At 52.1% G+C, this 26,350-nt stretch carries 29 protein-coding genes and 1 tRNA gene; 25 read left to right on the forward strand and 5 right to left on the reverse strand.

Translation table 11 applies throughout. The features are described 5' to 3' along the window. Positions 1-27 precede the first annotated feature (27 nt). Both AC3DKE_RS04015 and AC3DKE_RS04020 read left to right on the forward strand, forming a co-directional pair. Complete coding sequence (locus AC3DKE_RS04015; protein ID WP_487990117.1) at positions 28-1,296, forward strand: BaiN/RdsA family NAD(P)/FAD-dependent oxidoreductase; 1,269 nt, start codon at positions 28-30, stop codon at positions 1,294-1,296. 30 nt (positions 1,297-1,326) lie between these two features. Next, complete coding sequence (locus AC3DKE_RS04020) at positions 1,327-1,617, forward strand: sll1863 family stress response protein (protein ID WP_340674969.1); 291 nt, start codon at positions 1,327-1,329, stop codon at positions 1,615-1,617. 68 nt (positions 1,618-1,685) lie between these two features. On the opposite strand, the gene AC3DKE_RS04025 is transcribed toward AC3DKE_RS04020, so the two are convergent. Further along, positions 1,686-2,957: an alpha/beta hydrolase family protein gene (locus tag AC3DKE_RS04025; RefSeq protein ID WP_379069116.1), complete on the reverse strand. Its 1,272-nt coding sequence runs from the start codon at positions 2,955-2,957 to the stop codon at positions 1,686-1,688. 166 nt (positions 2,958-3,123) lie between these two features. On the opposite strand from AC3DKE_RS04025, the gene dnaX reads away from it, so the two are divergent. The 6 genes from dnaX to AC3DKE_RS04055 are packed head-to-tail and all read left to right on the forward strand — an operon-like array spanning position 3,124 to position 8,123. Further along, positions 3,124-4,962 carry a DNA polymerase III subunit gamma/tau gene (dnaX, locus tag AC3DKE_RS04030; RefSeq protein ID WP_487990118.1) on the forward strand — a complete coding sequence of 613 codons (1,839 nt, stop codon included), beginning with the start codon at positions 3,124-3,126 and terminating at the stop codon, positions 4,960-4,962. Positions 4,963-4,989: 27 nt separating this feature from the next. After that, the gene (locus tag AC3DKE_RS04035) at positions 4,990-5,319 is read left to right on the forward strand and encodes a YbaB/EbfC family nucleoid-associated protein (protein WP_340674972.1); all 330 of its coding nucleotides are present in this window, start codon (positions 4,990-4,992) and stop codon (positions 5,317-5,319) included. 3 nt (positions 5,320-5,322) lie between these two features. Next, positions 5,323-5,922 (forward strand): recombination mediator RecR, encoded by a 600-nt coding sequence (gene recR / locus AC3DKE_RS04040; protein WP_379069122.1) that lies wholly within the window; start codon positions 5,323-5,325, stop codon positions 5,920-5,922. A 21-nt stretch (positions 5,923-5,943) separates the two neighbouring features. Further along, positions 5,944-7,053 (forward strand): NAD(P)H-dependent flavin oxidoreductase, encoded by a 1,110-nt coding sequence (locus tag AC3DKE_RS04045; protein ID WP_340674974.1) that lies wholly within the window; start codon positions 5,944-5,946, stop codon positions 7,051-7,053. Positions 7,054-7,065: 12 nt separating this feature from the next. Further along, entirely contained in the window at positions 7,066-7,623 is a 558-nt protein-coding gene (locus AC3DKE_RS04050) for a nitroreductase family protein (protein ID WP_487990119.1), read from the forward strand. 17 nt (positions 7,624-7,640) lie between these two features. Further along, positions 7,641-8,123, forward strand: a complete 483-nt coding sequence (locus tag AC3DKE_RS04055) for a YiiD C-terminal domain-containing protein (RefSeq protein WP_379069129.1) — start codon at positions 7,641-7,643, stop codon at positions 8,121-8,123. An 80-nt stretch (positions 8,124-8,203) separates the two neighbouring features. On the opposite strand, the gene AC3DKE_RS04060 is transcribed toward AC3DKE_RS04055, so the two are convergent. Continuing rightward, the gene (locus AC3DKE_RS04060; protein ID WP_379069132.1) at positions 8,204-8,377 is read right to left on the reverse strand and encodes a PA1571 family protein; all 174 of its coding nucleotides are present in this window, start codon (positions 8,375-8,377) and stop codon (positions 8,204-8,206) included. Between the two features lie 86 nt (positions 8,378-8,463). On the opposite strand from AC3DKE_RS04060, the gene AC3DKE_RS04065 reads away from it, so the two are divergent. Then, positions 8,464-9,645 carry an ATP-NAD kinase family protein gene (locus AC3DKE_RS04065; RefSeq protein WP_379069135.1) on the forward strand — a complete coding sequence of 394 codons (1,182 nt, stop codon included), beginning with the start codon at positions 8,464-8,466 and terminating at the stop codon, positions 9,643-9,645. 25 nt (positions 9,646-9,670) lie between these two features. After that, entirely contained in the window at positions 9,671-10,762 is a 1,092-nt protein-coding gene (nemA, locus tag AC3DKE_RS04070; protein ID WP_487990120.1) for an N-ethylmaleimide reductase, read from the forward strand. Positions 10,763-11,030: 268 nt separating this feature from the next. On the opposite strand, the gene htpX is transcribed toward nemA, so the two are convergent. Together htpX and AC3DKE_RS04080 are read right to left on the reverse strand one after the other, a co-directional pair. Further along, positions 11,031-11,927, reverse strand: coding sequence for a protease HtpX (gene htpX, locus AC3DKE_RS04075; RefSeq protein WP_340674980.1), 897 nt, complete (start codon positions 11,925-11,927; stop codon positions 11,031-11,033). Positions 11,928-12,015: 88 nt separating this feature from the next. After that, complete coding sequence (locus AC3DKE_RS04080; protein WP_340674981.1) at positions 12,016-13,260, reverse strand: pyridoxal phosphate-dependent aminotransferase; 1,245 nt, start codon at positions 13,258-13,260, stop codon at positions 12,016-12,018. 175 nt (positions 13,261-13,435) lie between these two features. On the opposite strand from AC3DKE_RS04080, the gene msrB reads away from it, so the two are divergent. Together msrB and AC3DKE_RS04090 are read left to right on the forward strand one after the other, a co-directional pair. After that, on the forward strand, positions 13,436-13,822 hold the full coding sequence (gene msrB / locus AC3DKE_RS04085; RefSeq protein WP_340674982.1) for a peptide-methionine (R)-S-oxide reductase MsrB: 387 nt from the start codon (positions 13,436-13,438) through the stop codon (positions 13,820-13,822). Between the two features lie 32 nt (positions 13,823-13,854). Then, entirely contained in the window at positions 13,855-14,340 is a 486-nt protein-coding gene (locus AC3DKE_RS04090) for a glutathione peroxidase (protein WP_340674983.1), read from the forward strand. Positions 14,341-14,342: 2 nt separating this feature from the next. Here the strand turns inward: AC3DKE_RS04090 and AC3DKE_RS04095 are convergent, their stop codons facing one another. After that, positions 14,343-15,179 (reverse strand): SDR family NAD(P)-dependent oxidoreductase, encoded by an 837-nt coding sequence (locus AC3DKE_RS04095; protein ID WP_487990121.1) that lies wholly within the window; start codon positions 15,177-15,179, stop codon positions 14,343-14,345. A gap of 125 nt (positions 15,180-15,304) precedes the next feature. On the opposite strand from AC3DKE_RS04095, the gene AC3DKE_RS04100 reads away from it, so the two are divergent. From AC3DKE_RS04100 to AC3DKE_RS04160, 13 genes are all read left to right on the forward strand, one after another. Next, entirely contained in the window at positions 15,305-16,318 is a 1,014-nt protein-coding gene (locus AC3DKE_RS04100) for a 2-dehydropantoate 2-reductase (protein ID WP_379069146.1), read from the forward strand. Positions 16,319-16,426: 108 nt separating this feature from the next. Next, a tRNA-Glu gene (locus AC3DKE_RS04105) sits at positions 16,427-16,502 on the forward strand. Between the two features lie 76 nt (positions 16,503-16,578). Continuing rightward, entirely contained in the window at positions 16,579-16,980 is a 402-nt protein-coding gene (locus tag AC3DKE_RS04110; RefSeq protein ID WP_340674986.1) for an OsmC family protein, read from the forward strand. Positions 16,981-17,190: 210 nt separating this feature from the next. Further along, positions 17,191-17,577: a metalloregulator ArsR/SmtB family transcription factor gene (locus AC3DKE_RS04115; RefSeq protein WP_340674987.1), complete on the forward strand. Its 387-nt coding sequence runs from the start codon at positions 17,191-17,193 to the stop codon at positions 17,575-17,577. A 19-nt stretch (positions 17,578-17,596) separates the two neighbouring features. Beyond that, a complete protein-coding gene (locus tag AC3DKE_RS04120; RefSeq protein WP_340674988.1) occupies positions 17,597-18,070 on the forward strand; it encodes an arsenate reductase ArsC in 474 nt (157 codons plus the stop codon). Positions 18,071-18,073: 3 nt separating this feature from the next. Further along, positions 18,074-19,093 (forward strand): ACR3 family arsenite efflux transporter, encoded by a 1,020-nt coding sequence (arsB, locus tag AC3DKE_RS04125; RefSeq protein WP_379069155.1) that lies wholly within the window; start codon positions 18,074-18,076, stop codon positions 19,091-19,093. After that, positions 19,090-19,794 carry a glutathione S-transferase family protein gene (locus AC3DKE_RS04130; protein ID WP_487990122.1) on the forward strand — a complete coding sequence of 235 codons (705 nt, stop codon included), beginning with the start codon at positions 19,090-19,092 and terminating at the stop codon, positions 19,792-19,794. The genes arsB and AC3DKE_RS04130 overlap by 4 nt, the downstream gene beginning before the upstream one ends. A 171-nt stretch (positions 19,795-19,965) precedes the next feature. Next, complete coding sequence (locus tag AC3DKE_RS04135; protein ID WP_411730206.1) at positions 19,966-20,328, forward strand: response regulator; 363 nt, start codon at positions 19,966-19,968, stop codon at positions 20,326-20,328. Between the two features lie 10 nt (positions 20,329-20,338). Continuing rightward, the gene (locus AC3DKE_RS04140; RefSeq protein ID WP_487990123.1) at positions 20,339-20,806 is read left to right on the forward strand and encodes a hypothetical protein; all 468 of its coding nucleotides are present in this window, start codon (positions 20,339-20,341) and stop codon (positions 20,804-20,806) included. Then, the gene (locus tag AC3DKE_RS04145; RefSeq protein WP_487990124.1) at positions 20,803-22,497 is read left to right on the forward strand and encodes a chemotaxis protein CheA; all 1,695 of its coding nucleotides are present in this window, start codon (positions 20,803-20,805) and stop codon (positions 22,495-22,497) included. The genes AC3DKE_RS04140 and AC3DKE_RS04145 overlap by 4 nt, the downstream gene beginning before the upstream one ends. 9 nt (positions 22,498-22,506) lie before the next feature. Further along, complete coding sequence (locus tag AC3DKE_RS04150; protein ID WP_379069169.1) at positions 22,507-23,016, forward strand: chemotaxis protein CheW; 510 nt, start codon at positions 22,507-22,509, stop codon at positions 23,014-23,016. Positions 23,017-23,036: 20 nt separating this feature from the next. After that, positions 23,037-25,400: a methyl-accepting chemotaxis protein gene (locus AC3DKE_RS04155; RefSeq protein WP_487990125.1), complete on the forward strand. Its 2,364-nt coding sequence runs from the start codon at positions 23,037-23,039 to the stop codon at positions 25,398-25,400. Between the two features lie 86 nt (positions 25,401-25,486). After that, on the forward strand, positions 25,487-26,350 hold an 864-nt coding region (locus AC3DKE_RS04160), incomplete at its 3' end, for a CheR family methyltransferase (RefSeq protein ID WP_487990126.1).

A 26,350-nucleotide genomic window follows, 5' to 3' on the forward strand; every position in this document is an offset into this window, starting at 1 on the left:
CACCCAATCTCTCGCAAGACCCTCCCTATGATTCCTATTGCCATTATTGGCGGTGGTCCAGCTGGTTTAATGGCCGCTGAACAGCTAACGCGTGCTGGTATTGCCGTTGAGCTCTTCGACTCCATGCCTTCATTAGGCCGTAAACTTTTGTTGGCTGGCATTGGTGGTTTAAACATCACGCACAGTGAGTCTGCTCCGCAGTTTTTGCGCCGCTATGGCCAGTCGCAAACACGATTACAACCTGTCTTAGCCGAGTTCGACGCAGACGCATTGCGGGCCTGGGTGCATGAGCTAGGCATTGAAACCTTTGTCGGTAGCTCGGGGCGTGTGTTTCCGCTCGAGATGAAGGCTGCGCCTTTGCTACGGCGTTGGCTGAGTCGCTTACGGGCGCAAGGGCTGGTAGTGCATACGCGGCATCGTTGTGTCGGCGTTAGAGGCATAACAGCAGAAGCACCTGCAGAGGCTGGATACGAGCTTGATTTTGTCTCGCCCGATGGCCAACGCAGTATTCGCGCTTGCGCCGTGATTTTTGCCATGGGTGGGGGCAGCTGGGCGCGTTTAGGTTCAGATGCAGCGTGGCAACATTGGCTGCCAGCGTTGGCTATTCAGCCGTTAAAGCCCGCTAACTGCGGATTTCACAGTACTCATAGTGCGATGGTTCAAGTCTTGGCCGGCAGCCCGCTGAAAAATATTACGCTGCAGCTGCCGTGGCTAGACGTATCACTTAAGCCTGCTCGCGGCGAAGCGGTTGTGACTCAATGGGGCATTGAAGGTAGCGTTATTTACGCCCACAGCGCGATGATCCGTGATCGTATCGAGACCAACGGTAATGCTGAAGTAGTCTTGGATTTGCTGCCTGATCATTCGGTCGAGCACTTATTTCAGCAGCTACAAAGCAGCAATCCTAAGCACAGCCTAAGCCGTCAGTGGCAGGGCATTGGTCTTAGCGGTATCAAAGCAGCGCTACTGCGCGATGCCTTGCCAAAGGCCCATTGGTCGGATGCCCAGCGCGTGATTAATACCGCCAAAGCCTTGACGCTGAAGCTCACTGCCGCGCGGCCAATCGATGAGGCCATCAGCACAGCAGGCGGCGTGTGTTGGACAGAGTTAGCGATGACACTTGCCTCAGAGCGCTATCCGGGGCTTTTTTTCGCCGGCGAAATGATCGATTGGGAGGCGCCAACTGGCGGTTATTTGCTAACCGCTTGCTTTGCCACTGGTCGCAAAGCTGGGCTATCGGCTCACGCTTTTTTGACGCATGACTTGAGAAAGTCACGAACTCGAGAGTATAACTAGCATCCACTTTAAAATTGCATGGAGCGTGTCATGGTTGATATTGATGCTTACCAAAAAAAATTAACGGCTCAACTAAACGAATGGAAAGCGCAAGCTGACCTTTTGAAAGCACGCGCAGAGGGCGCCGGCGCAGACCTACAGCTCGAACTCAACAAACAAATCGAGAATCTAAAAGGCCTGCAAGCCGATGCGCAGAGCAAGTTTGAAGCAATGCGTAACGTTGGCGAAGATAAAGCCAACGAGATTAAAAGCATGGTTGATGGCATGGTTGGCGAAATCGGCAGCACCTTGAAATCGATTGGCTCGCGCTTAAAAAAATAAGCCTGTGCTGAATAAAAAAGCCGCCCATTTCTGAGGCGGCTTTTTTATGTTCGCTAATCAGGCAAGCACTACTTATGAGCAGTAGAGGTGGTTTCAACTGAGGCGTTAGCACTGGCTCCGACAGCAAAGCCAATATGCTGTAGGAAGTTACGCATAGCTTTTAGATAGCGGCCTTGATCTAAGTGCATCAAGTGATTACCAGGGAACCAATGCAGGCGGCAGCGCTGCCAATGCTCCCAGAGCAGGTGCGTATGCTTTGGTGGTGCTAAACGATCGCCAGCTCCGGCGATGAGCATTAGGCGGTCGCGTGGCAGTTTGGTGGGATAACTCAGTGCCGACTGCACGGCGACTGCAGCACGAGCATCGGTGATGCTCATGCCGGCAAGCTTTAAGCCAGTGCGCACAATCGGGCCAGTGGGGAACCATTCAAGCATGATGTCGATAATGCTCACCACCGGCACATTGGGTATGCAAAAGGCTAGCCTATCCTCAACGCAGGCCAGTAGCGCCGAGGTGTAGCCGCCTAGGCTAATGCCGGTGACACCCATTTGCGGCACGCCTTGGTCTTCCAGGTAGTCCATAAAGACACGAATATCGTGGATGGCATGGGCCACAGTTTCGTTCATATGGCAGAAGCCGTGGGAGAAGTAGCCATGGCCGCTGAAGGGCGAGAATTTGCCTTGGCGCTTGCCGTGAAATGGTAGCGTGACCATCAGGACGTCATAGCCTTGTTCGTAAAACCATGGCATCGCTAAAAATCGGCTATTGAGCCAATACGGGTCGGCGGTGAAGCCGTGAATGACAATGATGGTGGGGCGCGGTTTGTCATCATGCTGCCAATGCTCGGCCCACGCCGTGGCGTTGCGCTCGTAGCTTGAGTAATGCTCACGTAAGGCAGGGTTGACGGCTTCAAATGCGCTATCGAATGATAGTAAGTCGATGTGACCAATATTAGGGCGGTATTGCAGGTAGTTCGATTTTTGTCTGCGCATGCTTACGCCGCGCTTCGGCCGCTGATAAAAGGCATCGGCATCGCCATTTCGAGCAAACTCTTCGTAGAACGCGCGCTGCTCGCGATCGATCGCTACTTGCTTGGGCCTTAACGTGGTTGGAATAGCTAGTAGTCCAGCCATCGTCGCTAAGCTGGTACGGATAACATTATCAATTTGCTTGGTGCCGGCGACCATGAGCTTTGCGACGCCGTTAAGCTCAAATTCATCCTGCCATTCGGGAAAGTCTTCGGGTAAATGCTGCCACCATGGGCTGCCGGTAATAGCGAGTTTGCTCTGGCGATAGGCTTGATTAGCAACACGGGAGACTCGTTGGGCGGGTGATGCCATGATTATTCCGTATAAAAATAAAAATACCGCGCAGAATGTAGCGACTGATCAGTCACTGAGCAAGCTTTGCCTTTAATTGAGCGTAAGTGAAATTACCCGAAAGGCTTGGGGTAGGCACGCGCATCCGCTAGGATAGACTTTGATTAAATAAGTAGAAGCGCCGCTCATGAGTTATCACGTACTTGCCCGTAAATACCGTCCACGCTGCTTTCAGGAGCTTGTTGGGCAAGAAGTGGTGGCGCGTGCGTTAAGCCATGCACTGGAGCAAAATCGGCTGCATCACGCTTATTTGTTTACGGGCACGCGCGGTGTGGGGAAAACCACGATTGCACGTATTTTATCGCGCTGCTTGAACTGCGAAGAGGGCATAAGCGCCAATCCTTGTGGCGTGTGCAGTACTTGTCGTGAGATCGACGAAGGCCGCTTTGTTGATTTAATTGAGGTCGACGCGGCTTCGCGCACCAAAGTCGAAGACACCCGCGAGTTGCTCGATAATGTGCAGTACGCGCCAACACGCGGGCGCTACAAGGTGTATTTGATCGATGAGGTGCATATGCTCTCGGGGCACTCTTTCAATGCCTTGCTGAAAACCCTCGAAGAGCCGCCGCCCCATGTGAAGTTTTTGCTCGCCACTACCGATCCGCAAAAATTGCCGATGACGATCTTGTCGCGCTGCCTACAATTTGCTTTAAAGCCGATGACGCCAGAGCGTGTGGTTGGGCATTTGCAGCATGTTTTGCATGCCGAAAACATTAGCTTTGAAGACGCTGCACTGTGGTTGCTTGCCCGTGGTGCTCAGGGCTCGATGCGCGATGCGCTATCGCTGACTGACCAAGCCATTGCCTTTGGCCATGGTTCGCTGATTGAGGCCGATGTGCGCACGCTGCTCGGGAGTATCGACCGTGACTTGGTGTTTCGTGTGCTTGATGCCTTGCTGTCTCAAGATGCTGCTTCAGTACTTTCAGTAGTTTCTGGAATGGCTGAACAAAGCATTGATTTTGCAGGCGCTATTACAGAGTTGATTAGTGTCTTGCATCGCCTAGCTGTAGCACAGGCAGTGCCAGATGCTATTGATAATAGTGAGGGTGATAGAGATCGCTTGCTGGCTATTGCGGCGGCGCTGACAGCGGAAGACTTGCAGCTGTATTACCAAATGGCGCTGCATGGTCGTCGCGACCTGCCATTGGCAGTGGATGCTCGTTCAGGCTTTGAGATGACGCTGCTGCGGATGTTGAGCTTTCGGCCTGATACGACTGCGCCAGTAAGTGGCGGTGGGGCGCGAGCGCAGCGAGCGGCGCCTACAACGGCTCAGCCGGCAACGCCTTCAGTGGCTTCTGCTTCTTCTACGACGGCTATGGCTACTTCAGCGCCGCAAATTTCAGTGCAGCCGCCAACAGCCGTGGTGCCTGCTGCAGCGCTTGAACGACCGGTGGTAGCGCAGCCTAGCGCAGTTTCGGCTGCGCCGGTCTCACCAGAGCCAACGCCAAGATACGAGCCACCAGCCGTAAATCAAAACATCGCCGCTGAAGCCCCATCATCGAATGAAGAAGCTGCGAGTCCACAGACTCAAGCTGCAACTGCAGAGCCTGCCGATCACCCGCAATCACGCCTAATGGCCGGCGACTGGTCAGCAGAGGCATGGGCGCAATGGGTAGACCGCTCCGGCCTTACTGGCGCGCCGTTGAACTTGGCGCGCCACACTTATTTGCATCAACAAGCCGATACCGCTTGGGAATTACGCTTATCGCCCCAACATCAAATGCTGGCGGGTGGCCAAGCGTTTCCGCCATTGCAGCAGGCATTGGCACGCGACTTTCCAGCGCAGGCGATTCATTTATCGTTGGTAGAGCCCGACGTAGAAACGCCAATTCAGCGCCGCCAACGCTTAGCTGCCGCACGCCGCGAGGCCGCTGAAACGGCCTTGCGCAATGATCCGGTGGTGAAGGCCTTAGAGTCTACTTTTGGCGCTAGGCTACTGCCTGAGTCATTAACACTAACGCACTAATTTACATTAAGAGATGGATTTAAGATTATGAATATGCAACAAATGATGCAACAAGCTCAGCGCATGCAAGAGCAAATGCAGAAGAAAATGGAAGCCGCTCAAGCCGAGCTAGCAGCCGCCGAAATTCAGGGCGAAGCCGGCGCTGGTTTGGTAAAAATCACCATGAATGGTCAGCACGGCGTAAAGCGCGTCAGCATCGATGCCAGCTTACTCAGCGAAGATAAAGACATCTTGGAAGACTTAATTGCCGCTGCGATAAATGACACGGTGCGCAAAGTCGAAGCCACTAGCAAAGAAGCGATGGGCGCAGCCACCAGCGGCTTAGGCTTGCCGCCTGGCTTTAAGATGCCATTCTAAGACATGCTCAGCCCACTCATCAGCGAGCTGATTGACGCACTACGCATCTTGCCAGGTGTTGGTCCTAAGTCGGCGCAGCGCATGGCCTTAAACTTGTTGGAGCGCCAGCGCCCCGGCGGTTTACGGCTTATGAAAGCGCTAGAGCAAGCCCTGCATCAAGTGGAGCATTGCAGCAGCTGTCGCATGCTCACTGAGCAAACGACTTGCCGCCTATGCCAAGATGCCAGCCGCGATGACAGCGCCTTATGCGTGGTCGAAAGCCCCATGGATGTGATCGCGCTAGAGCAAAGCGGCAGTTTTCGGGGCCGCTATTTTGTTTTGCTTGGGCGTTTATCTCCGCTCGATGGCATCGGCCCCAATGAGCTTGGCCTGCCTGCGCTACTGAGCCGCTTGCGCGAAAACCCCAGCATTACGGAGCTGATCATCGCTACCAATGCCACGGTGGAGGGCGAGGCGACTGCGCATTATTTGCGTGAAGCCACGCGCGCACTGCCATTAGTTGTGAGTCGCATTGGTCACGGTGTGCCCATGGGCGGTGAGCTTGAGTTTGTCGATGGCAATACGCTGACTCACGCCCTAAGTGGCCGCCGCCCAGTATTGTGACACTTTATTAGGAATGGCTTTATGAGCTGGCAAACCCGCATCACCACGCTGTTTGGCATCCGCTATCCACAGATTTGCGCAGGCATGACCTATGTCTCCAATGCTGAGCTGGCAGCTGCTGTAAGCAATGCTGGCGGGCTAGGCTTGATCCAAATTGGCCATCTCACGCCTGAGCAAGCTCGTGCCGAAATTAGAAAAGCACGGACCTTAACCAGCCAACCATTTGGTGTTGGCTTGGCCTTAATCATGCCGGGTGCTCATGAAAACGCCGAAGTGGCGCTTGAAGAGCAAGTGCCGGTGATTAATTTCTCGCTAGGCAAGGGCGATTGGCTATGCAAGCGCGCCCATGCCTATGGCGGCAAAGTCATCGCAACCGTTGTGACTGAGCGACATGCCATCGCTGCCGAGCGTGATGGCGCCGATGCTTTACTGGTCACCGGCCATGAGGCCGCTGCGCATGGTGGCGATGTCACAACACTGGTGCTAGTGCCGGCCATCCGCCGTGTTTGCCGAATTCCGATTATCGCCGCTGGCGGGATTGCCAATGGCAGTGGCCTAGTTGCAGCGCTAGCCTTAGGTGCTGATGCGGTGGTGATGGGCACGCGCTGGGCGATGACTCAGGAAAGCCCAGTACACGCCAACACGCGCGCTGTGATTGCGAAAAAATCGGTCAGCGACACGCTCTACACCAAAAACTTCGATGGCATGCCTTGCCGCATCATGGATACACCAGCGGCGCGAGATGCTGCCCGCAAACCCATGAGCCCGCTGCGTGCGCTCTGGGCCTCTTTAAAGCTTATGCGCGAGCAGAGCACACCGATTAGCCAGGTCATCGCTAACCTGCGCCGTCACGGCCCATTAGCGACATTGCAGCTGAGCTTCTTCGCTGCTGCGGTTGAGCGTATTCGCTTAGCTATTCTTGATGGCGACCTTGATCGCGGCGTACAACTTATTGGCCAAGCGCAAGGTTTGATTGACGATGTGCCTAGCTGCGATGAGTTGATGCAGCGGCTAATGCACGAGGCCGATGCAAGCTTTACCGCTGTCGCCGCTTTATCTGGGCATATCGCTAAAAGCCCCACACAAGCCGCTGAAATACACTCGCCGCATCCGCAGCCAGTCACCAGTTAACTAGAGGCTTTTATGGATGCATTAACCGCTATTCGAACTCGCCGCTCATTGCCACGCTTAGGCTTGCCAGTGCCAACGCCGGAGCAGCTAGCTATCGCATTTGAGGCTGCAGCCTGCGCGCCAGATCATCGCGTCATAAGACCGTGGCGCTATTTGGTGATCGAAGGTGATGGCCTTGCGCAGCTTGGTGAGGTTTTTGTCGCCGCTATAGCAAAGACAGACCCTGCTCGTGCCGAGGTCGAAGCTGAGCGTTTTCGCCAATTACCGCTTCGCGCACCAATGATTATCGTCGCAATTTTAAGCCTGCAAGATCATCCGGGCGTGCCTGAATGGGAGCAGTGGCTGAGCTTGGGCGCTTCGGTACAAAATCTGCTGCTAGCGCTGCACGCGCAAGGTATGGCTGCGATATGGCGCACAGGTGAGATGGCAACCGAGAAGCATGTGTGCGCCGAGCTCGGCTTAGCGCCACATGAGCATATTGGTGGCTTGGTTTATGTTGGTAGCGCTCTGGCTGATAAAGCCGCACCGGCATTGCCAGAAAAGCTTTGGGCGCAATGGCCAGCGAAATAACAAGGATAAGTGACGCTATGGCTTCAAACCCGCAAGCAAGCAGTACTTTGGCTGAGGCTCAAACATTTTGGGCAAGCGTGCGCGATGAAATTCCCATGCTCAGCTATATGCAAACCTCGCTTGAAGCTTGGGATGGCCAGTCGCTATGCATCGCCGCGCCGCTTGCGCCCAACACCAATGACAAAAGCACGGCCTTTGCCGGCTCACTCGCCACACTAGCAACCGTTACCGGTTGGGCAACGCTCACCTTATGGGCGAAGTCGCAGTATGTGCCGTGCTTGGTTGCTGCCGCAGATTCACATATTCGTTATAGAAAGCCGGTGATGAGTGACTTCAAAGCCATCGCGATATTGCCTAGTGCTGAGGATTTAGCCGGCTTGAAAGCACGCATTGCCAGTCATGGCCGTGGCCGCGTGAGCGTGCAAGTAGTGGTGCAAAGTGCGGGCGAGGATGCATTGACGCTAGAGGCAAGCTACGCTGTATGGCCTAGCAAAGGCTGATAAGCAGTATTTTCTGTAAAAGTTGTAGGCAACAAAAAGCCGCTATTGAAGCGGCTTATGTTTAGCAAGCTAGCGCTGAATTAAGCGGCGCGGCTTTGCGGAAAATGGCAGCGTTTAGCTAGGTCGGCACAGGCTTGCTGGATCATCTCTTCAGTGATCGCAATTTCATGGCCCTGTTCATCGACTAGCACGGCAAATTGAAATGCGTTGCTGTATTGGCGATTTTCGATGTGGTTTGCGTTGACTGTATTCATGGGGCACCTCGTGCGTTTCCTTGAGTTCAATATAGTGAGTGCCCTCGGGTGCGTCATGGACTTTCCTGCGTAAAATGTAACCATCTATGAAATCATTTCAGACTGTTTCAGAAACCACCACTTCGCGCGCCTTGCGTATTGGCCTGCTCATCAACCCCTATGCCGGTGTTGGCGGGCCTTTAGCGCTAAAAGGCAGCGATGAAATCCCCTCCGATGTGCGTGCGCAACTTGTGATACAAACGCTTGCTGGCGAGAGCCCAGCGCAGTGTCGAATGCTTGCATTCTTCACCGCACTCGATGAGATGTTGCAAGAAGACCTAGTAAAACCGCACTGGGTCAGTATCGACGGCCCCATGGGTGGCTCTACACTCAGCCAATTAGGCCTAGCCTATGAGCCTGTGCCCATCGCTATTAATCAGCCATCCACAGCGCAAGATACTCAAGTACTTGCGCAAGCTATAAAAGCAGCAGGTGTTGATCTTTTACTCTTCGCAGGCGGCGATGGCACGGCGCGCGATGTCTGCACAGCTATTGGCACAACGACGCCTGTATTGGGCTTGCCGGCTGGCGTGAAAATGCATTCGGGTGTGTTTGCCATTAACCCGAAAGCGGCAGCGGAGTTACTACTAGCCTTATTACGTGGCGAATGGGTGGCGCTCGATACTGCCGAAGTGCGAGATATTGATGAAGCAGCTTTGCGAAATGGCCGCGTCATTGCTAAACACTTTGGCGAAATGCGTGTGCCCGTGGCGGCGAATCAATTGCAGCAGGTGAAATGCTCAGGCCTTGAGGTCGAGGCTTTAGTTGTTGCAGAGATCGCAGCCAGCGTAGTCGAAGATATGTTGCCTGGTCAGTATTACGCCTTAGGTCCGGGCACGACGGTTGCTGCCGTTGCCGAGGCCTTAGCGCTGCCAAACACCTTATTAGGCTTCGATATCATTTGCGATGGCGAGCTAGTTTGCGCCGATGCTACTGCCGCCGATTTACTGCGCGTTGCCGAGCAAGACTCACTGATCATCATCATCACGCCAACGGGTGGGCAGGGCAGCCTTATTGGTCGTGGTAATCAGCAGTTAAGTGCGGCGTTGCTAGAAATAATTGGTCGTGACGCATTGCGTGTGCTGGCTACGCCCGCCAAGCTTGCTGCACTATCGGGTCGGCCACTTAGGCTAGATACGAATAATGCCAATTTAGATCGTGCGTGGTCTGGGCTTTGGCCGATTATCACGGGTTATCAGCAGGCCGCACTCTACGTTGTTGCGGGCTGAATCATTGCTTTCTTAGGAGCTAGACATGAGTCAATTATTTGAGCCATTAACGGTAGGCGCTTTAACGCTGCCTAACCGTGTTGTTATGGCGCCGCTAACGCGTATGCGAGCCAGTGCAGGCGATGTGCCCAGTGATATTTCGGTGACTTATTATCAGCAGCGTGCTGGCGCTGGCTTAATCATCACTGAGGCCTCGCAAATTTCGCCACAGGGCAAAGGCTATATGCAAACGCCTGGTATTTATTCTCCCGAGCAAATCGCCGGATGGCAGCGCGTGACCAGTGCCGTGCATGAGGTCGGTGGTCATATTGCTATGCAGCTTTGGCATGTTGGGCGCATTTCGCACAGCAGCTTGCAGATCGATAATCAGCCGCCAGTGTCGGCTTCTGACTTGCCTGCAAGAACAAAAACTACCGTGCTTGGTGCTGATGGTAAGCCTGAGCGTGTGCCCTGTAGCACGCCACGTGCCTTAGCACTGGAGGAAATTCCTGAGCTAATTGCGAGCTATGTGCATGCCACACGCGCATCTCAAGAGGCTGGCTTCGACTATGTTGAAATTCACGCCGCGCATGGCTATTTGCTGCATCAGTTTCAATCCACAGAAAGCAACCATCGCAGCGATGCCTACGGTGGCAGCTTGGAAAATCGCGCTCGTTTAACGCTGGAAGTACTGGATGCGGTGATTGCCACGTGGGATGCCGATCGCGTTGGTATTCGTATTTCGCCGATGGGCAATTTTAATGCCCTCGATGACTCTGAAGGCGAGGCCATGGGCCTGTATTTAGCCGAAGAATTTACGAAACGCGGTATTGCTTTTTTGCATTTGTCTGAGCCTGATTGGGCTGGCGGTCCATTGCTGAGCGATCGCTTTCGTATTGCCCTGAGAGCGCGCTTCCCTGGCGTGATTATCGGTGCTGGTAATTATACGAAAGAGAAGGCGTCTGCCTTATTGGGCAAGTCGTTGATTGATGCGGCGGCGTTTGGGCGCCCGTATATTGCCAATCCAGATTTGGCTGAGCGTTTGCGTTTGGATGCCTCGCTGAATGAGCAGCGGCCAGAGTTGTTTTATGGTGGTGGGGCTGAGGGATATACGGATTATCCGACTTTAGCTGGGTAGGGCTTTAAATACGCTGTTTGGCGGGGAGTAAGTGGGTCGCCCGCTACGCTTTGCTATTCGCGGGGGACCCACTTACTCCCCGCGAAACAGCTGCGCCACATCAGCACCAAGGTCGTTGGGCCGAAGCAATATGCATACATAGCTCAGCATGGTGGGCATATTGCTTCGGCCCAATGGCCGTCTCCGTCTAGCTAATCTAGCAACAATCGTGAAGCCAAAAAAAGGCCCGAATCATCGGGCCTTTTTCACAACAACTTTCGTCAAACCATTAAGCAATCTGCATATTCTGCAACGCAGCAATACGCTTCTCTAATGGCGGGTGCGACATAAACAGCGACGCAATGCTAAAGCCTTCGCGCTTACCAGCGGTGATGGCCATTGCCGTCATTTCTGCAGGCATTTGATCTGGCACTTCATGTTCACGTTGCAAAGCACGCAGTGCGTTAATCATCGACTGGCGGCCAGCTAGGCGTGCACCGGCTTCATCAGCACGGAATTCGCGGTAGCGTGAGAAGTACATCACGATGGTGGAGGCGAGAATGCCAAGCACGATGTCAGCCACGATGCTGGTGACAAAATAGGCGATGCCTGGGCCTTCTTCATTTTTAAACACCACGCGATCGACAAAGTTACCGATGATGCGCGAGAAGAACATCACGAATGCGTTAACTACGCCTTGGATCAGCGCGAGGGTGACCATGTCGCCGTTGGCAACGTGACCAATTTCGTGGCCTAAAACGGCGCGCACTTCATCGCGATTCATGCGTTGCAGTAGGCCAGAGGAGACAGCAACGAGGGCATCGTTTTTGTTCCAACCAGTCGCAAAGGCATTGGATTGATAGCTGGGGAAAATACCGATTTCTGGCATTTTGATACCGGCTTTCTGTGACAGCTCAGTAACGGTTTCAAACAGCCATTTTTCTTCGTTGGAGCGCGGGGTTTCGATCAGTTGCACACCCATCGAGCGTTTAGCCATCCATTTCGATAGCAGCAGCGAGACCACCGAACCTACCATGCCAAAAACGAAGCACATAATGAGCAGGTTGCCCAATTGCAAGGTATTGCCTGCGCCATGTGTTGAGCCCACGCCTAGTAGGCTGAGTACAACACCAGCAACCACCAAGACGGCTAAGTTGGTGAGCAGGAACAAGAAGATGCGTAACATGGGCTTTTAAGCTCCTAGATAGTTGGAATCAGTAGTTAACTTAGGGGCGCAAGATGATGTTTTCAAGTCATCCCGCGCTTATTTTGTGTCAGGTGTTTGCTAATAGCGCATCGGTGCCATGACGGCGGCGATAATCGGCTAAAAAACGAGCTAAACGATTGACGGCTTCGATCAATTCTTCGCGGTGTGGCAAAAACACCACGCGGAAATGATCAGGGTTAGGCCAATTAAAGCCTGTGCCTTGCACTAGCAGCACACGTTCGGCATTTAGCAATTCCAGAATAAACGCCTGATCATCCTTAATGGGATAAATCGCGGGGTCTAAACGTGGGAATAAATACAGCGCGCCTTGAGGCTTCACGCAGCTTACGCCGGGGATGTCAGTGAGCATTTTCCACGCCAGCTCGCGCTGCTCGTATAGGCGTCCACCAGGACGGATCAAGTCGTTGATACTTTGATATCCGCCTAGTGCCGTTTGAATGGCAAATTGTGCTTGCACATTGGCGCACAGACGCATGGAGGCGAGCATATCTAAGCCTTCGATATAGTCGGCGGCTTGTGCCTTAGCACCACTGACCATCAGCCAGCCAGAGCGGAAGCCTGCGACGCGATAGCTTTTTGATAGGCCATTGAAGGTGATGCAGAGCAAATCATTGGCAAGCGTGGCAATGGAGGTGTGATGCGCCTCGTCGTATAGAATTTTGTCGTAAATTTCATCGGCAAAAATGATTAGCTGATGCTTACGCGCCAACGCCACAATGCCCTCAAGAATCTCTAGCGAATACACTGCGCCAGTCGGGTTATTGGGGTTGATCACCACAATGCCACGGGTTTTTGGCGTGATTTTGCGCTCGATATCGGCTAAGTCTGGGAACCAGCCATTGTCTTCATCGCAGAGATAATGCACGGCATTGCCGCCAGCGAGGGTGACGGCAGCAGTCCATAGCGGATAGTCTGGCGCTGGCACTAGCATTTCGTCATCGTTATTCAATAAGGCCTGCATGGCCATGACGATAAGCTCAGATACGCCGTTGCCGATGTAAATATCGCCGACATCAACGCCGCGTAAGCCTTTGGTTTGATAGTAGTGCACGACCGCTTTACGCGCAGCAAATAAGCCTTTTGAGTCGCAATAACCAACGGCATTAGGCAAATTGCTAATGACATCGGAGAGAATTTCTTGAGGCGCTTCAAAGCCAAACGGCGCAGGGTTGCCAATGTTTAGCTTAATGATGCGGTGACCTTGCTCCTCCATTACGTTGGCGGCTTTCAATACCGGCCCACGAATGTCGTAGCAGACGTCTTTGAGTTTTAGCGATTTCGAAATGGCCATGAGCGCTCACACCTACAAATTAAGCACCCATTCTAGTGCAAATCCGTAGCGCTGTTGATATTGGCGGCTAGAGAATTCATCATCGAAAATGGGCTTTCATGTTAAAACACTAAATTATGCTGCTTAGGCATATTGAGTTTTTTGCCTTGGCCCGACTAATAGGAGTTAGCTCATTATGAAAAAAACTGAGGCGCAGTGGCGCGCAGAACTTAGCGAAGATGAGTTTCGCATTACCCGTGAAAAGGGCACTGAGCGGGCTTTTACGGGCGAATATAACGGCTGCAAGGCCGATGGCATTTACGCCTGCCGTTGCTGCGGTGAAGCTTTGTTTGACGCATCAACAAAGTATGATTCGGGCTCAGGTTGGCCCAGTTTCTATCAGCCGCAAATGTCTAGCGCTGTAGCGGAGCACAAAGACAGCAGCCATGGTATGACTCGTGTAGAAGTCACTTGCCAAGCTTGTGACGCTCATCTTGGCCATGTTTTCCCTGATGGCCCAGCGCCAACAGGCCTACGCTATTGCATTAACTCGGCATCGTTAACACTTAAGCCACGCGATTGAGCGCGGCACACTCTCACTAATTAGGATAATAAATGAGTACTTTAGGCGATTTTTCAGCAAAACGAATTGATGGCGAAACCGTGTCATTAAAGGATTACGAAGGCCGGGTGGTTTTGGTCGTAAACACAGCGAGCAAATGTGGTTTCACGCCGCAGTTCACTGGCTTAGAGGCTGTATTTCAGCGCTTTCATGACAAAGGCTTTGTTGTACTGGGCTTTCCCTGCAATCAGTTTCTAAACCAAGACCCCGGCAGCGATAGCGATATTGCCCAGTTTTGCAGCCTCGATTACGGCGTGACCTTTCCGATGTTTGCCAAGATCGACGTCAATGGCCCAGATGCGCACCCACTATTTCAGCACCTAACCCAAGCCGCACCGGGCCTGCTCGGCAGCAAAAAAGTGAAGTGGAATTTCACTAAGTTTTTAGTCGGTAAAGATGGCAAGGTGATTGATCGTTATGCACCCACCACCAAGCCCGAAGACTTGGTTGCAGATATCGAAAAAGCCTTGGCAAGCTGAGCTTATAGCCCAGCAATCGCCTCGCTTTCTGCCCAAAGACGTTCAGCTACGGCGGCGTTTTTGGACTCACTCGACGTCATGGCCTTTTTACGGCGCACAAAGTATTGGCCGTGATGATGCTCGGCCTCAGTTGCTAGCGCTAGCCATATGGCGGTATCGGCACCTTGTTTAGGGCTGATTAACACTTTATCGACCAGCCATTGCGCCGGTGCCGGTAATTCACGCCAAATGCCAGTAGCGACGCCGCCTGGATGGAAAGCATTGACGCGAATGGAGCTGCCTTGCAGCTGAGTAGCGAGCGTGCGGGCATAAACTAAGTTGGCCAATTTCGCGCTGCCATAGGCGGCAAAATCACTCCAATAACGACTTGGGTTTTCATAGCGCTTAGCGTTTAAGTGGCCGGCCCAATGAGCAACTGAGCTGGTGACTACGACGCGTGCAAGGCTGGTCTCACCCAAGCGCGGTAAAAGATGCTGCATGAGACGGAAATGACCGAAATGCATCGTGCCCATCATACTTTCAATGCCGTTATCGAGCTGGCGCAGACCGCGGGTAAAACTACCGGCGTTAAGCATGACGGTATCAAGTTCGGGCAGAGTGCTAAGCACGGTCAGCGCGGCGGCATCGATTTGAGTGAAATCGGCGAGATCAAGTGCAATGGCATGTAGTTTGGCATCTGGGTGTTGGCGGCGAATATCGATTATTGCGGCCTCAGTTTTTGCTAAGTCGCGTGCAGCAATGGCAACTTCATGGCCAGCGGCGGCAAAGGCTTTAACCATTTCGAGGCCAATACCGCTATTGCCTCCGGTAACTAAAATTTGACGCGATGCCTCTGTCATATGTTTCGTCCTGCACCAGTCGTAAATGTGTAACAACGCTGAGAGCATTTGCAATACAGCGCTGTAAGTTCGACGATACTACGATATAACAGGCCATTGAGCATCTACGGGTGGAGTGATTCATAGTGGTAATTGGTATTTTTGGTGCAGGCAGTGTCGGCTGTTATTTAGGCGGGTGCTTGATGGCGGCGGGTACTGAAGTGGTCTTAGTGGGTCGCTCCTCTCGCCGCGATGAACTGCGCGAGCACGGCTTGCGTGTAAGCGACTATATGGGCCGTGAACATAAATTCGATACGGTGAAAGTGGCCACTGATGCCTCTGCGTTGAGTGCAGTCGATGTGGTGTTAGTCACCGTGAAGTCTGCCGATAGCGCACAAGCTGCGGTTGATTTAGCGCCACACCTGCGCGACGGCACTTGGGTGGTGAGCATGCAAAATGGCATCGATAATGCTGCTACTTTAAGTCGTGGCTTGCAGCGCTGCCGTGTGGTGGCGGGCATGGTGCCATTTAATGTGGCGCGGCGTGCACCGGGCGTATTTCATCAGGGTACCGAAGGCTATCCTGCGATTGCGCGCGAAGTGGGTTTGCAAGCGCTGATTGCCAAGTCATTTACCAAGGCAAAGCTTACCTTGCAATGGCATGACGATATGAGCGCAGTGCTCTGGGCCAAGCTGCTACTGAACTTAAATAATCCAATCAATGCCTTATCGGGCCGTCCTTTAAAAGAAGAGCTGTCGCTTTGGTCCTATCGTCGCTGTTTGGCGATGGCGCAGCGTGAGGCCTTGGATCTGTTGAGAAAAGCTGGGATTAAGCCTGCACGATTAACGCCATTAGCGCCGCAGTGGATTCCGCGGCTTATGTCATTGCCAGATTTCTTCTTTTCGCGCCTTGCGCATAAATTGCTCGAAATTGACCCCGTGGCGCGCTCATCCATGTGGGAGGATTTTGAGTCTGGTAGACGCACCGAGATCGATTGGATTAATGGCGAGGTGGTGCGCTTAGCTGAGCGTTTGGGGGAGGTCGCCCCAGTTAACAAGCAGCTCGTACGCTTAGTGCGAGATGCCGAACAGGGCGGCTTGCGGCAGTGGGATGGTTCCGCACTATTACTCTCGCTAAAAGCGGCGGCCGACAGCGCTTAAACGCATATTGCATGATGGGAGCCTTGACACAACGACGACTGGCTCCCTACCATCCGCGCCGCAGCGTTTGCTGTTGCCTCGTGAGCTTATTCAAGCATCGCGCTCGACGTCCCCATCGTCTAGAGGCCTAGGACATCGCCCTTTCACGGCGGTAACCGGGGTTCGAATCCCCGTGGGGACGCCACTTACGCCTTAGACTTCGCCCTTGTTATGATGACCGGCAGCTACATTCTGAACCGTGCATAACTTGAGGTGCTCCCATGAAAGAAATTGCCCACGCAAGCGTGAAAAACTGCCGCCCAGCGTATCGCCAAGAGATTAGTGCGGGTGGCTTTGCCATGCTTTCTGATGAGCCCGTAACTGCCGGCGGCCAAGGCGTAGGGCCTGCACCTTATGATTATATTTTGGCGGGCTTAGGTTCTTGCACCAGCATTACGCTGCAGATGTATGCCGACCGCAAGGGTTGGGTGCTGGACGATTTGCGCGTTGAGCTGAAGCTGAGCAAAGATGAGCATGGCGATACGTTTATTGAGCGTATTGTCTCTTGCAAGAATGCGTTGACGGTAGAGCAGTGGGAAAAGCTGCTGAATATTGCCGGTAAAACACCGGTCACTCGCACCATGTTGGCGGGTGCTAAAATCAGCACAACTCATCTGCCTTAAGGCTTTTTTGTGTTGAAAACGCAGATGCCTACTGACGGTGCTGTGCGTTATTGTTCGTAGCCAATGCCAGTGTGAAATCACTGCGACGAATTAATGCATAACGCAAAGAATTGAGCTCCGATATGAAGTCATTATATGCGATATTCCATATATATGATTTTTCAGATATCATCCTGAGAGTTGACGAAGCCAATCGGTTTGGCAGGAGTGATGGCATTGCAAAATATAGACAACACAGACGCTCAAGCACAGTTGGCGCCAGTCACCTTATTTAAGTGTTTGGCCGATGACACGCGCGCTCGAATGATGAGCTTAATCACGACGGAGCAGGAGCTTTGTGTGTGTGAGCTGACCTGTGCCTTGGATGAAAGCCAGCCCAAGATATCTCGACATTTAGCTCAGCTTCGAGCCTGCGGCCTGCTTCTAGATAGGCGTGCCGGCCAGTGGGTGTATTACCGCCTTCATCCAAATTTGCCAGCCTGGGCTTGTGAGATCGTAAGCATCGCAGCAAAAGCGCAACGACAGATGCTCAAGATGGATGCAGAGCGATTACAAGCCATGGGTGACCGCCCATTACGCCAAGAAACATGCTGCTAAATAACGTAGAGAGAGACCGGTGAATATACTTTTTATTTGTACCCATAATCGTTGCCGCAGCATTTTGAGCGAAGCAATCGCAAACCATCTTTCGGATGGACGCATTACGGCCTATAGCGCGGGTAGTCAGCCAGCGGGTCAAGTACACCCATTAACGCTGAAGTACCTTGAGCAGCGGGGAATAGCGATTGATGGCTTAAAAAGCCAGTCATGGGATGTGTTTACTGAGACTGTGACAGATGTCGTGATTACGGTCTGTGATAATGCCGCCAACGAAGCATGCCCGCTGTGGTTTGGTAACACGGTCAAGGTGCATTGGGGGCTGCCAGATCCATCAAAAATGACTGGCTCAGATGAAGCTATCAAGGCTGAGTTTTTTGCGGTGATGGACACCATTGAGCAACGCATTAATGCCATGTTAGCGCTCGACTTAGCGGTGCTTTCGGCAGATGAGTTGAGTAATGCATTAAACAAGATTGCTCAGGAGGCGTGAGTCATGGGCTTTTTTGAACGCTATTTATCATTATGGGTAGCTTTGTGTTTGCTGGCTGGTGTGCTGCTAGGCAGCTGGGTTCCTGAGGTATTTCAGGCGGTAGCTGCACTAGAAATGGCGCATGTGAACCTGCCCATTGCTGCGTTTATTTGGCTGATGATCTACCCCATGATGGTGCAAATTGATTTTGCCGCTATTAAGGCCGTGAGGAAGCAGCCGCAGGGGTTATTACTGACCATCGTTATTAATTGGCTAATTAAGCCAATTACCATGGCGGCGTTAGGTTGGCTTTTTTTCAGAGTTATTTTTGCCGACCTTGTCGATCCGCAATCCGCTACTGAATATATCGCCGGCATGATTTTATTGGGTGTTGCGCCGTGTACAGCAATGGTCTTTGTTTGGAGCCAGTTGGTGAAGGGCGATGCGAATTACACGCTAGTTCAAGTCTCACTGAATGACTTAATCATGATAGTCGCATTTGCCCCGATAGCTGCTTGGTTGCTCGGTGTGAGCAATATTATCGTGCCGTGGGATACGTTGATGCTGTCGGTGTTGCTCTATGTGGTGGCGCCATTATTAGCTGGCGTACTAACACGTCGTTGGCTGCTTTCAACAGGCTCAACAGAGCGTCTGAATACATTTCTGCAAACAGTGAAGCCCTTGTCGATTATCGGCTTACTGGCGACCGTTATTTTGCTATTCGGTTTTCAGGCAGAGACACTCCTCACTAAACCAGAAATGGTCATGCTCATTGCCATTCCTTTGCTAATTCAAACCTATGGTATTTTTGCGCTAGCGTATGGAGCAGCCAAGCTCATGCGACTACCGCATCGCATTGCAGCACCGGCGTGCATGATTGCCACGTCAAACTTTTTCGAACTAGCAGTAGCAGTAGCAATTTCACTCTTTGGTTTGCATTCAGGAGCGGCTTTAGCGACAGTGGTTGGTGTATTAGTTGAAGTTCCGGTCATGCTTAGTTTGGTGGCTTTCGCAAATCACACACGACATTGGTTCACAACATGATTGATTTATATACCGCATCTACACCAAATGGTTGGAAGGTCTCTGTTGTTCTTGAGGAGTTAGGCCAGCCTTATAATGTGCATGCCATCGACTTAATGAGCCAAGCGCAAAAGCAGCCTGAGTTTTTAGCGATTAATCCCAATGGCCGTATTCCAGCCATCATTGATCATGATCCTGCAGATGGTGGTGAGCCGATTACTGTGTTTGAGTCAGGCGCTATCATGGTTTATCTCGCCGAAAAAACGGGCCGCCTGATGCCGCAAGACACGCGTGGACGTTTTTCTTGCTTGCAATGGCTGATGTTTCAAATGGGTGGTATTGGTCCGATGATGGGGCAGGCTAATGTGTTTTTTCGCTATATGCCGGAGAAAATTCCAACTGCCATTGCACGCTATCAAAATGAGTCACGTCGCTTGTTTGAAGTACTCGATCGTCGCCTAGGTGAGAGCGAATGGCTGGCGGGTAGTGAATTCTCCATTGCCGATATCGCCAACTGGTGTTGGGTGCGCACCTATAAATGGTCTGGAGTTTCTGTTGATGAGCTGCCAAACCTGCGGCGCTGGCTCGATGCCATTAAAACTCGCGAAGCTTGCCTAAAAGGCGTAGCGATTCCGCATCCCATGCCATCGCTAGATGATGATGGTGCTGAGGAAGCTAAAGCTAACTTCGTCAAAGGCGCACAAACCATGGTGCAACGTTAAGTATTGATTGTTTTATAAGCGATATTTACGAAGCTGCCGACAATGCAACACGACAGCAACACTCGGCAGCAAATCTACTAAGAACTGAGCTTCCTTCTCACTAAAGCGCGACAGATACCTACCGATAAAGGTTGCAGGATCAATCTATCGAGAAATTACAGGTATCGCGCTATGAAACTATTGATTGCCGACGACAGCAAAGCCATGCGACTGGTTATCGGCCATATGCTTCGCCAAGCCGGCTTTAAAGGCCATGACATCGTTGAAGCCGCCGACGGCACTGAAGCTTACGACGTCATTCATAAAGAAGACCCTGAATTAATTATTTCTGACTGGAACATGCCTGGCATGACCGGCATCGAAGTCTTGGAAAAAATTCGCTCCGAAGGCATCGATACCACATTTGGATTTGTCACCACGGAAGTAAGCCAAGAGATGCGTGCTTTAGCTGAGGGCGCGGGCGCGGCCTTTCTGATTGGCAAGCCGTTTACGCCTGATGATTTTGAGCGCGCACTAGACGAATACTTGGGCTAAGGGGCAGCTCATGCATAAGTTACCTACCGCGGATGCTGTTGCTCTCACGCTGACGACATTTTTACGCCGTAAAGTGCAGGTCGCTGCTGCCATTACACCAGATCGCCTACCCATTTTGGGTCTATATCGCTCGACTGCTGACCATAATGTGGCGTCGTGTGAGTGTGATGTGGCTTTCGCTGCAATTACCGCAGCTGCCTTCGCGCTTATTCCTGCGGCTGTGGCTCATGAGTCGGTAAAAGCTAACCAGTTAGATGAAAGCCTGCAAGAAATTTACGGCGAAGTGCTCAACGTCTTGTCGCGCTTATTTGCCGATACCGATGGCGTGCGCATCACGCTCTCTAGCACGACCTTCCCACCATCACCTCTACCAGAAAACATGTCGCAGCGCCCAGCAGGCGGTGTTGTCAGCTTTGAAGTCAGCGTCGATGGCTATGGCAAGGGCTTGCTTAGCTTAGGGCTTTTGGAGGCGGTATGAGTCTAGACATGGACATGAGTGAGTTCCACGGCATCTTCTTTGAAGAGACCTCGGAGCACCTGGCCAGTCTGGAAACACTGCTGGTCGGGCTCGATCGCGAACAACCTGACCCCGAAGCAATGAATGCAATTTTTCGTGCCGCGCACTCCATTAAAGGTAGTGCCGGCACTTTTGGTTTTCCTGACATGGCAGCAGTTACCCATGACTTGGAAACTCTTTTAGATAAGGCTCGTAAAGGTGAATTGGTATTGACCGAAGAAATAGTCGATATCACCTTGGAAGCTCGCGATGTTTTGCTGGCTCAGCTTGATCATCACCAAGGCGCAGCAGCAGTTGCGCAATCGGTAGTTGATAGCTTGTGTGCCCGTGTTCGCGCCTTGGCATCTGGCACTACGTCGGCAGTTGCAGAGGCTGCTGCGACAGTTGAAGTGGTAGAGGTGGAGAAGCCCAAAGCCGCAGTCAAAGTCATTGAGTCTTCGTCTATTCGTGTCAGTGTTGAAAAAGTCGATCAGCTCATCAACCTAGTTGGCGAACTAGTTATCACGCAGTCGATGTTGGCACTCACCGAACAAAGCCCACTTAATGATGGTAGCGCTGATGCTGAGCGCTTACTTGAGCGCTTGCAGCAGTTAGAGCGCAACACGCGCGAGCTGCAAGAAACCGTGATGAGCATTCGTATGTTGCCGGTGAGTGCGGTGTTTAACCGCTTCCCGCGTTTGGTGCGCGACCTTGCCGGCAAGCTCGATAAGCAAATTGAGCTGCGCACCTTTGGTGAGTCCACCGAGCTGGATCGTGGCGTCATTGAAAAAATCACCGACCCGCTGACACACCTAATTCGTAATAGCGTTGATCACGGCATTGAATTGCCCGATGAGCGCGTCGCCGCCGGCAAACCAGCGAAAGGCATTTTGACCTTATCGGCGTATCACCAAGGCGGCAGTGTGGTGATCAAGATTCAAGATGATGGCAAAGGCTTTGATCGCGACCGCATCTTGGCGAAGGCCCGCGAGCGCAATATTCCTTTGAGTGACACGCCGACAGATCAAGAAATTTGGAATCTGATTTTCGCACCCGGTTTCTCTACCGCCGATACCGTAACCGATGTCTCTGGTCGTGGCGTGGGCATGGATGTGGTGCGGCGAAATATCGAAAACCTTGGCGGCCGTGTCGATCTGCAATCGGCGCCAGGCGTTGGCACCACCATCACCATTCGCTTGCCGCTGACCTTGGCCATTATGGATGGCATGTCGGTGGGCATCGGTGAGCAAAATTACATTGTGCCGCTAACAGCGATTATCGAATCGATGCGGCCATTGCCGAAAGACTTGAAATCATTGGTAGGTCACGACGGCAGCAAAGGCCGACTAGTGCTAGTTCGTGGCGAGTATTTGCCGCTGGTGGCATTGCACGAAGTATTCAATATCGAGCCAAAAAGCGCAGAACCTGAAAAAGGCATTTTGATCATTGTCGACACGGAAAGCGGTCGTGCAGCGCTCTTTGTTGATGAGCTTTTAGGTCAGCGCCAAGTAGTGATCAAAAGCTTGGAATCGAATTATCGCAAAGTGCCCGGCATTTCAGCCGCAACCATTATGGGTGATGGCAGTGTGTCGATGATTTTGGATGTATCGGAGGCTGTTCGCTTAGGGCGGCGGCATGGTGTAGCGGCAGTAGCGATGGCGCAGGCTGTCTAGGGAGTTGGTATGGATATTTTACAGCGTGATAATTCAAAACCGAACACAGGGCATGAGTTTCTAACTTTTGCTTTGGGCGCTGAAGAGTACGGCATCGATATTTTAAAAGTACAAGAGATTCGCTGCTATGAGCGGGTGACGCATATTGTTAATGCGCCGGCGTTTATTAAAGGCGTGATTAACTTGCGCGGCATTATTGTGCCGATTATCGATTTGCGCCTGAAGTTCAATTTGGGCAGCGCTGATTACACCGCATTTACGGTGGTGATTATTCTTAATTTAAATTCGCGTGTGGTTGGCGTAGTCGTCGACAGCGTATCAGATGTGATTCAGCTCGAAACTGATGAAATTCGTGAAGCGCCCAGCCTAAGCAGCGTCGATTTAGATGCTCAATTTATTCGCGGTCTGGCCACGCTAAATGAGCGCATGGTGATTCTCATGGACATTGAAGCGTTGATGAGCAGCCGAGACATGGCATTAACAAATACACCGACGCCGGCTAGTGCCGACGCCGCCTGATTGGAACAAGGAGACACATCATGCGTAATAACTTACCGGTGACAGGCACAGAGCGATTTTTAGGCGAGGGCGAGTTCATCCTCTCTAAGGCCGATCAGCAGGGCAATATTGTCTATATGAACCGCACGTTTATTGAAATTAGCGGTTTTACGGAAGCGGAGCTGATTAATCAGCCGCACAATATTTTGCGCCACCCTGATATGCCAACAGAGGCCTTTCGTGACTTTTGGATGACGCTTAAGTCTGGCAAGGCGTGGAGCGGCATTATTAAAAATCGCTGTAAAAACGGCGATCATTATTGGGTGCAGGCCAACGCCGCGCCAATTTGGGAAAATGGCGTAATTACTGGCTATATGTCGGTACGTACCCGCCCAGACCGTAAAACGGTAGAGGCGACCGATGAGCTCTATCGCAAAATGCGTAATAAAGAGACCAAGGTCACTTTATCTGAAGGCCGCCTCATGCAGCCTGGTTTTGCAGGCTTAGTGCAACGCTTAGGTGACATCAGCTTAAAACGCCGCATGACATTGGTGTTTTTAGCTGCATTGGCATTGTGGGGAGTGCTTGGCTACAAGGCTCTGGGCGTATCAGGAGGCAGCACTCTTCAATGGGAAATTATTGCAACAATAGTATTTGGCGCGGTCCTTAATGCGGCGTTGCTTTATCGCATTTTCTCGGTGGTGACTAAGCCGTTAGATCGTGCACGCAAGCAGATGGTTGAGATCACCAACGGCAATATGTCCTTGCTGGTACACACCGATCGTCATGATGAAGTGGGTGCGATGACCGACGCCTTTAAATCGATGTTTATCAAGCTGCGTTATGACATGGCTGATACGCGTCGTGCTGCAGACGAAGCGCAACGCATGGGCTTCGCGCTGGCCAGTGTGAACGCTCCGGTCACTGTGTCGAACGAAGAAAACAATCTGATTTATATGAATAACTCGGCGCGCCGTTTGTTTGAGGACGTTCTGGGCAGCGGTCAGGCTGTCGATAAACTGATGGGAAAACCTATTACTGAGTCACTCGATGACCCAGATTTGAAGTGTATTACAGCCGGTAAACTAGATGTGCCAAAGGCAGCCGATGGCATGGTCATTGGGCGCAATATCCGCTTAAGCACACGCCCAGTAGTTCATACTGATGGCACATATCTAGGTCGCGTATGTCAGTGGAATGATCGTACTTCAGAGGTTCGTTCAGAGCAGCAGATCTCGCATATGGTTGAATCTGCCGCCATGGGTGACTTCACGCAACGCATTGATACAAAAGGTAAAGATGGCTTCTTCTTAGCATTGGCAAACAATCTAAACGAGCTGATCGATGCCACTGGCCAAAGTTTGGAGGATGTTGTTCGTGTCTTGAATGCGCTCGCCAAAGGCGACTTAACGCAAACGATTGAGCGCGAATATCAAGGCACTTTTGCGCAGATGAAATCTGATGCAAACACTACCGTGACGCAGCTGAAAGACATCATCACGACAATCACAGAAGCGACCGATGCAATTAACGGTGCAGCCAAAGAAATTGCTGCCGGTAACGCCGACTTGTCACGCCGTACCGAGTCGCAAGCCGCAAGCTTGGAGCAAACAGCATCTAGCACCGAGCAGCTAACTAACACGGTGCGTAATAACGCCGATAACGCCACGCAGGCTAGCCAGTTAGCACGCACTTCCTCGGAAGTCGCCGATCGCGGTGGCCGTGTTGTTAGCGAAGTGGTCACAACCATGGGCGCCATTGCTGAGTCTTCTAGCAAAATCGCTGAAATCATCAACGTTATCGATGGCATCGCTTTCCAAACCAACATCTTGGCGCTAAACGCCGCTGTTGAAGCGGCGCGTGCCGGTGAACAGGGTCGTGGCTTTGCGGTGGTGGCAGGTGAGGTGCGTAACTTGGCGCAGCGCAGTGCCTCGGCCGCAAAAGAGATCAAAGAGTTGATTTCTGAGTCGGTAGCGAAAGTGTCGAATGGCTACAAGTTAGTGGAAACTGCTGGTCAAACCATGCAGGAAATCGTCAGCTCGACGCAGCAAGTGGCATCGATCATGAACGATATTTCGGCGGCATCGGAAGAGCAGCGTACCGGCATCATGCAGCTTAATAGCGCCATCACCACGATGGACGAAACCACGCAGCAAAACGCAGCACTGGTGGAAGAGGCTGCTGCCGCTGCGCAATCGCTTGAGGATCAGTCCACCAATCTTACTGAGGCAGTGGGCGTGTTCCGCATCGATGGCCGTGAACGCTCAGGCTTCGGTTCACGCAAAGTAGAGCGTCTGCCATTCCGTACGGTTGGCAAAGCACCAGCCTTCAAGTCATCGCCAAAGCCTAAAGCAGTGGGTGGCTCAGCCGCTGCCCGCCTCGATGATGAATGGGAAGAGTTCTAAATAACAGGGCATAACCCTGAAACGGGTCGTGAGTTCCGACGCTGGCCACCATATTGGGTGGTCAGCGCAACAAGGAGATGCGGGTCGTGAAAGCAAATAATGAGCGCGTAGTCACCATTGATGGAAAAGAGGCTGGATTTGCCTTTAATCAAGGTGACTTTCGGCAAGTTAAAAAACTAATTTATGACCATGCCGGCATCAATTTAGCCGACACCAAACAAGACATGGTGTATTCGCGAATTATTCGCCGTTTGCGCGCAACGGGCACGCAAACCTTTCGTGAATATTTACAACTGGTGGAAAAAAATCCGGAAGAGTGGGAGGCCTTTGTTAACAGCCTAACCACCAACTTAACGGCGTTTTTTCGCGAGGAATATCACTTTCCCATCCTTGAGTCCTTGATGCGCTCGCACACAGACAAAAGCCGGCCATTTCGCATTTGGTGCAGCGCTGCGTCTACAGGCGAGGAGCCTTACTCTTTGGCGATGACGGCCTTAGAGGTCTTCGGCAAAAATCCGCCAGTGGAAATTATTTCAACAGATATCGACACCAGTGTATTGGCGAAAGCAGATGCTGGCGTGTATCGAGCAGATCGTATTGAGAAGCTAGACCCTAAATATTTGCGCTACTTTATGCGTGGTAAAGGTAGCAATGAGGGCATGGTGCGTGTGCGCCCCGAAGTGCGGGAATTGGTAACTTTTAAGCCACTCAATCTGCTCGATAATCAATGGCCTATCCAAGGCATTTTCGACGCGCTATTTTGCCGTAACGTATTGATCTATTTTGATAAAGATACACAGCGCAAGGTGTTAGAGAAGTTTACGCCCTATATGAATGCTAACTCTCAGTTATTTGTTGGGCATTCTGAGTCCTTGCTGCATTTAAACGATCTTTTCCGCTTACGTGGCAAGACAGTATACGAGCACCAGCTACCGCGCTCGTCGGCTGGG

It is taken from the genome of Paraperlucidibaca sp., from assembly GCF_982810325.1.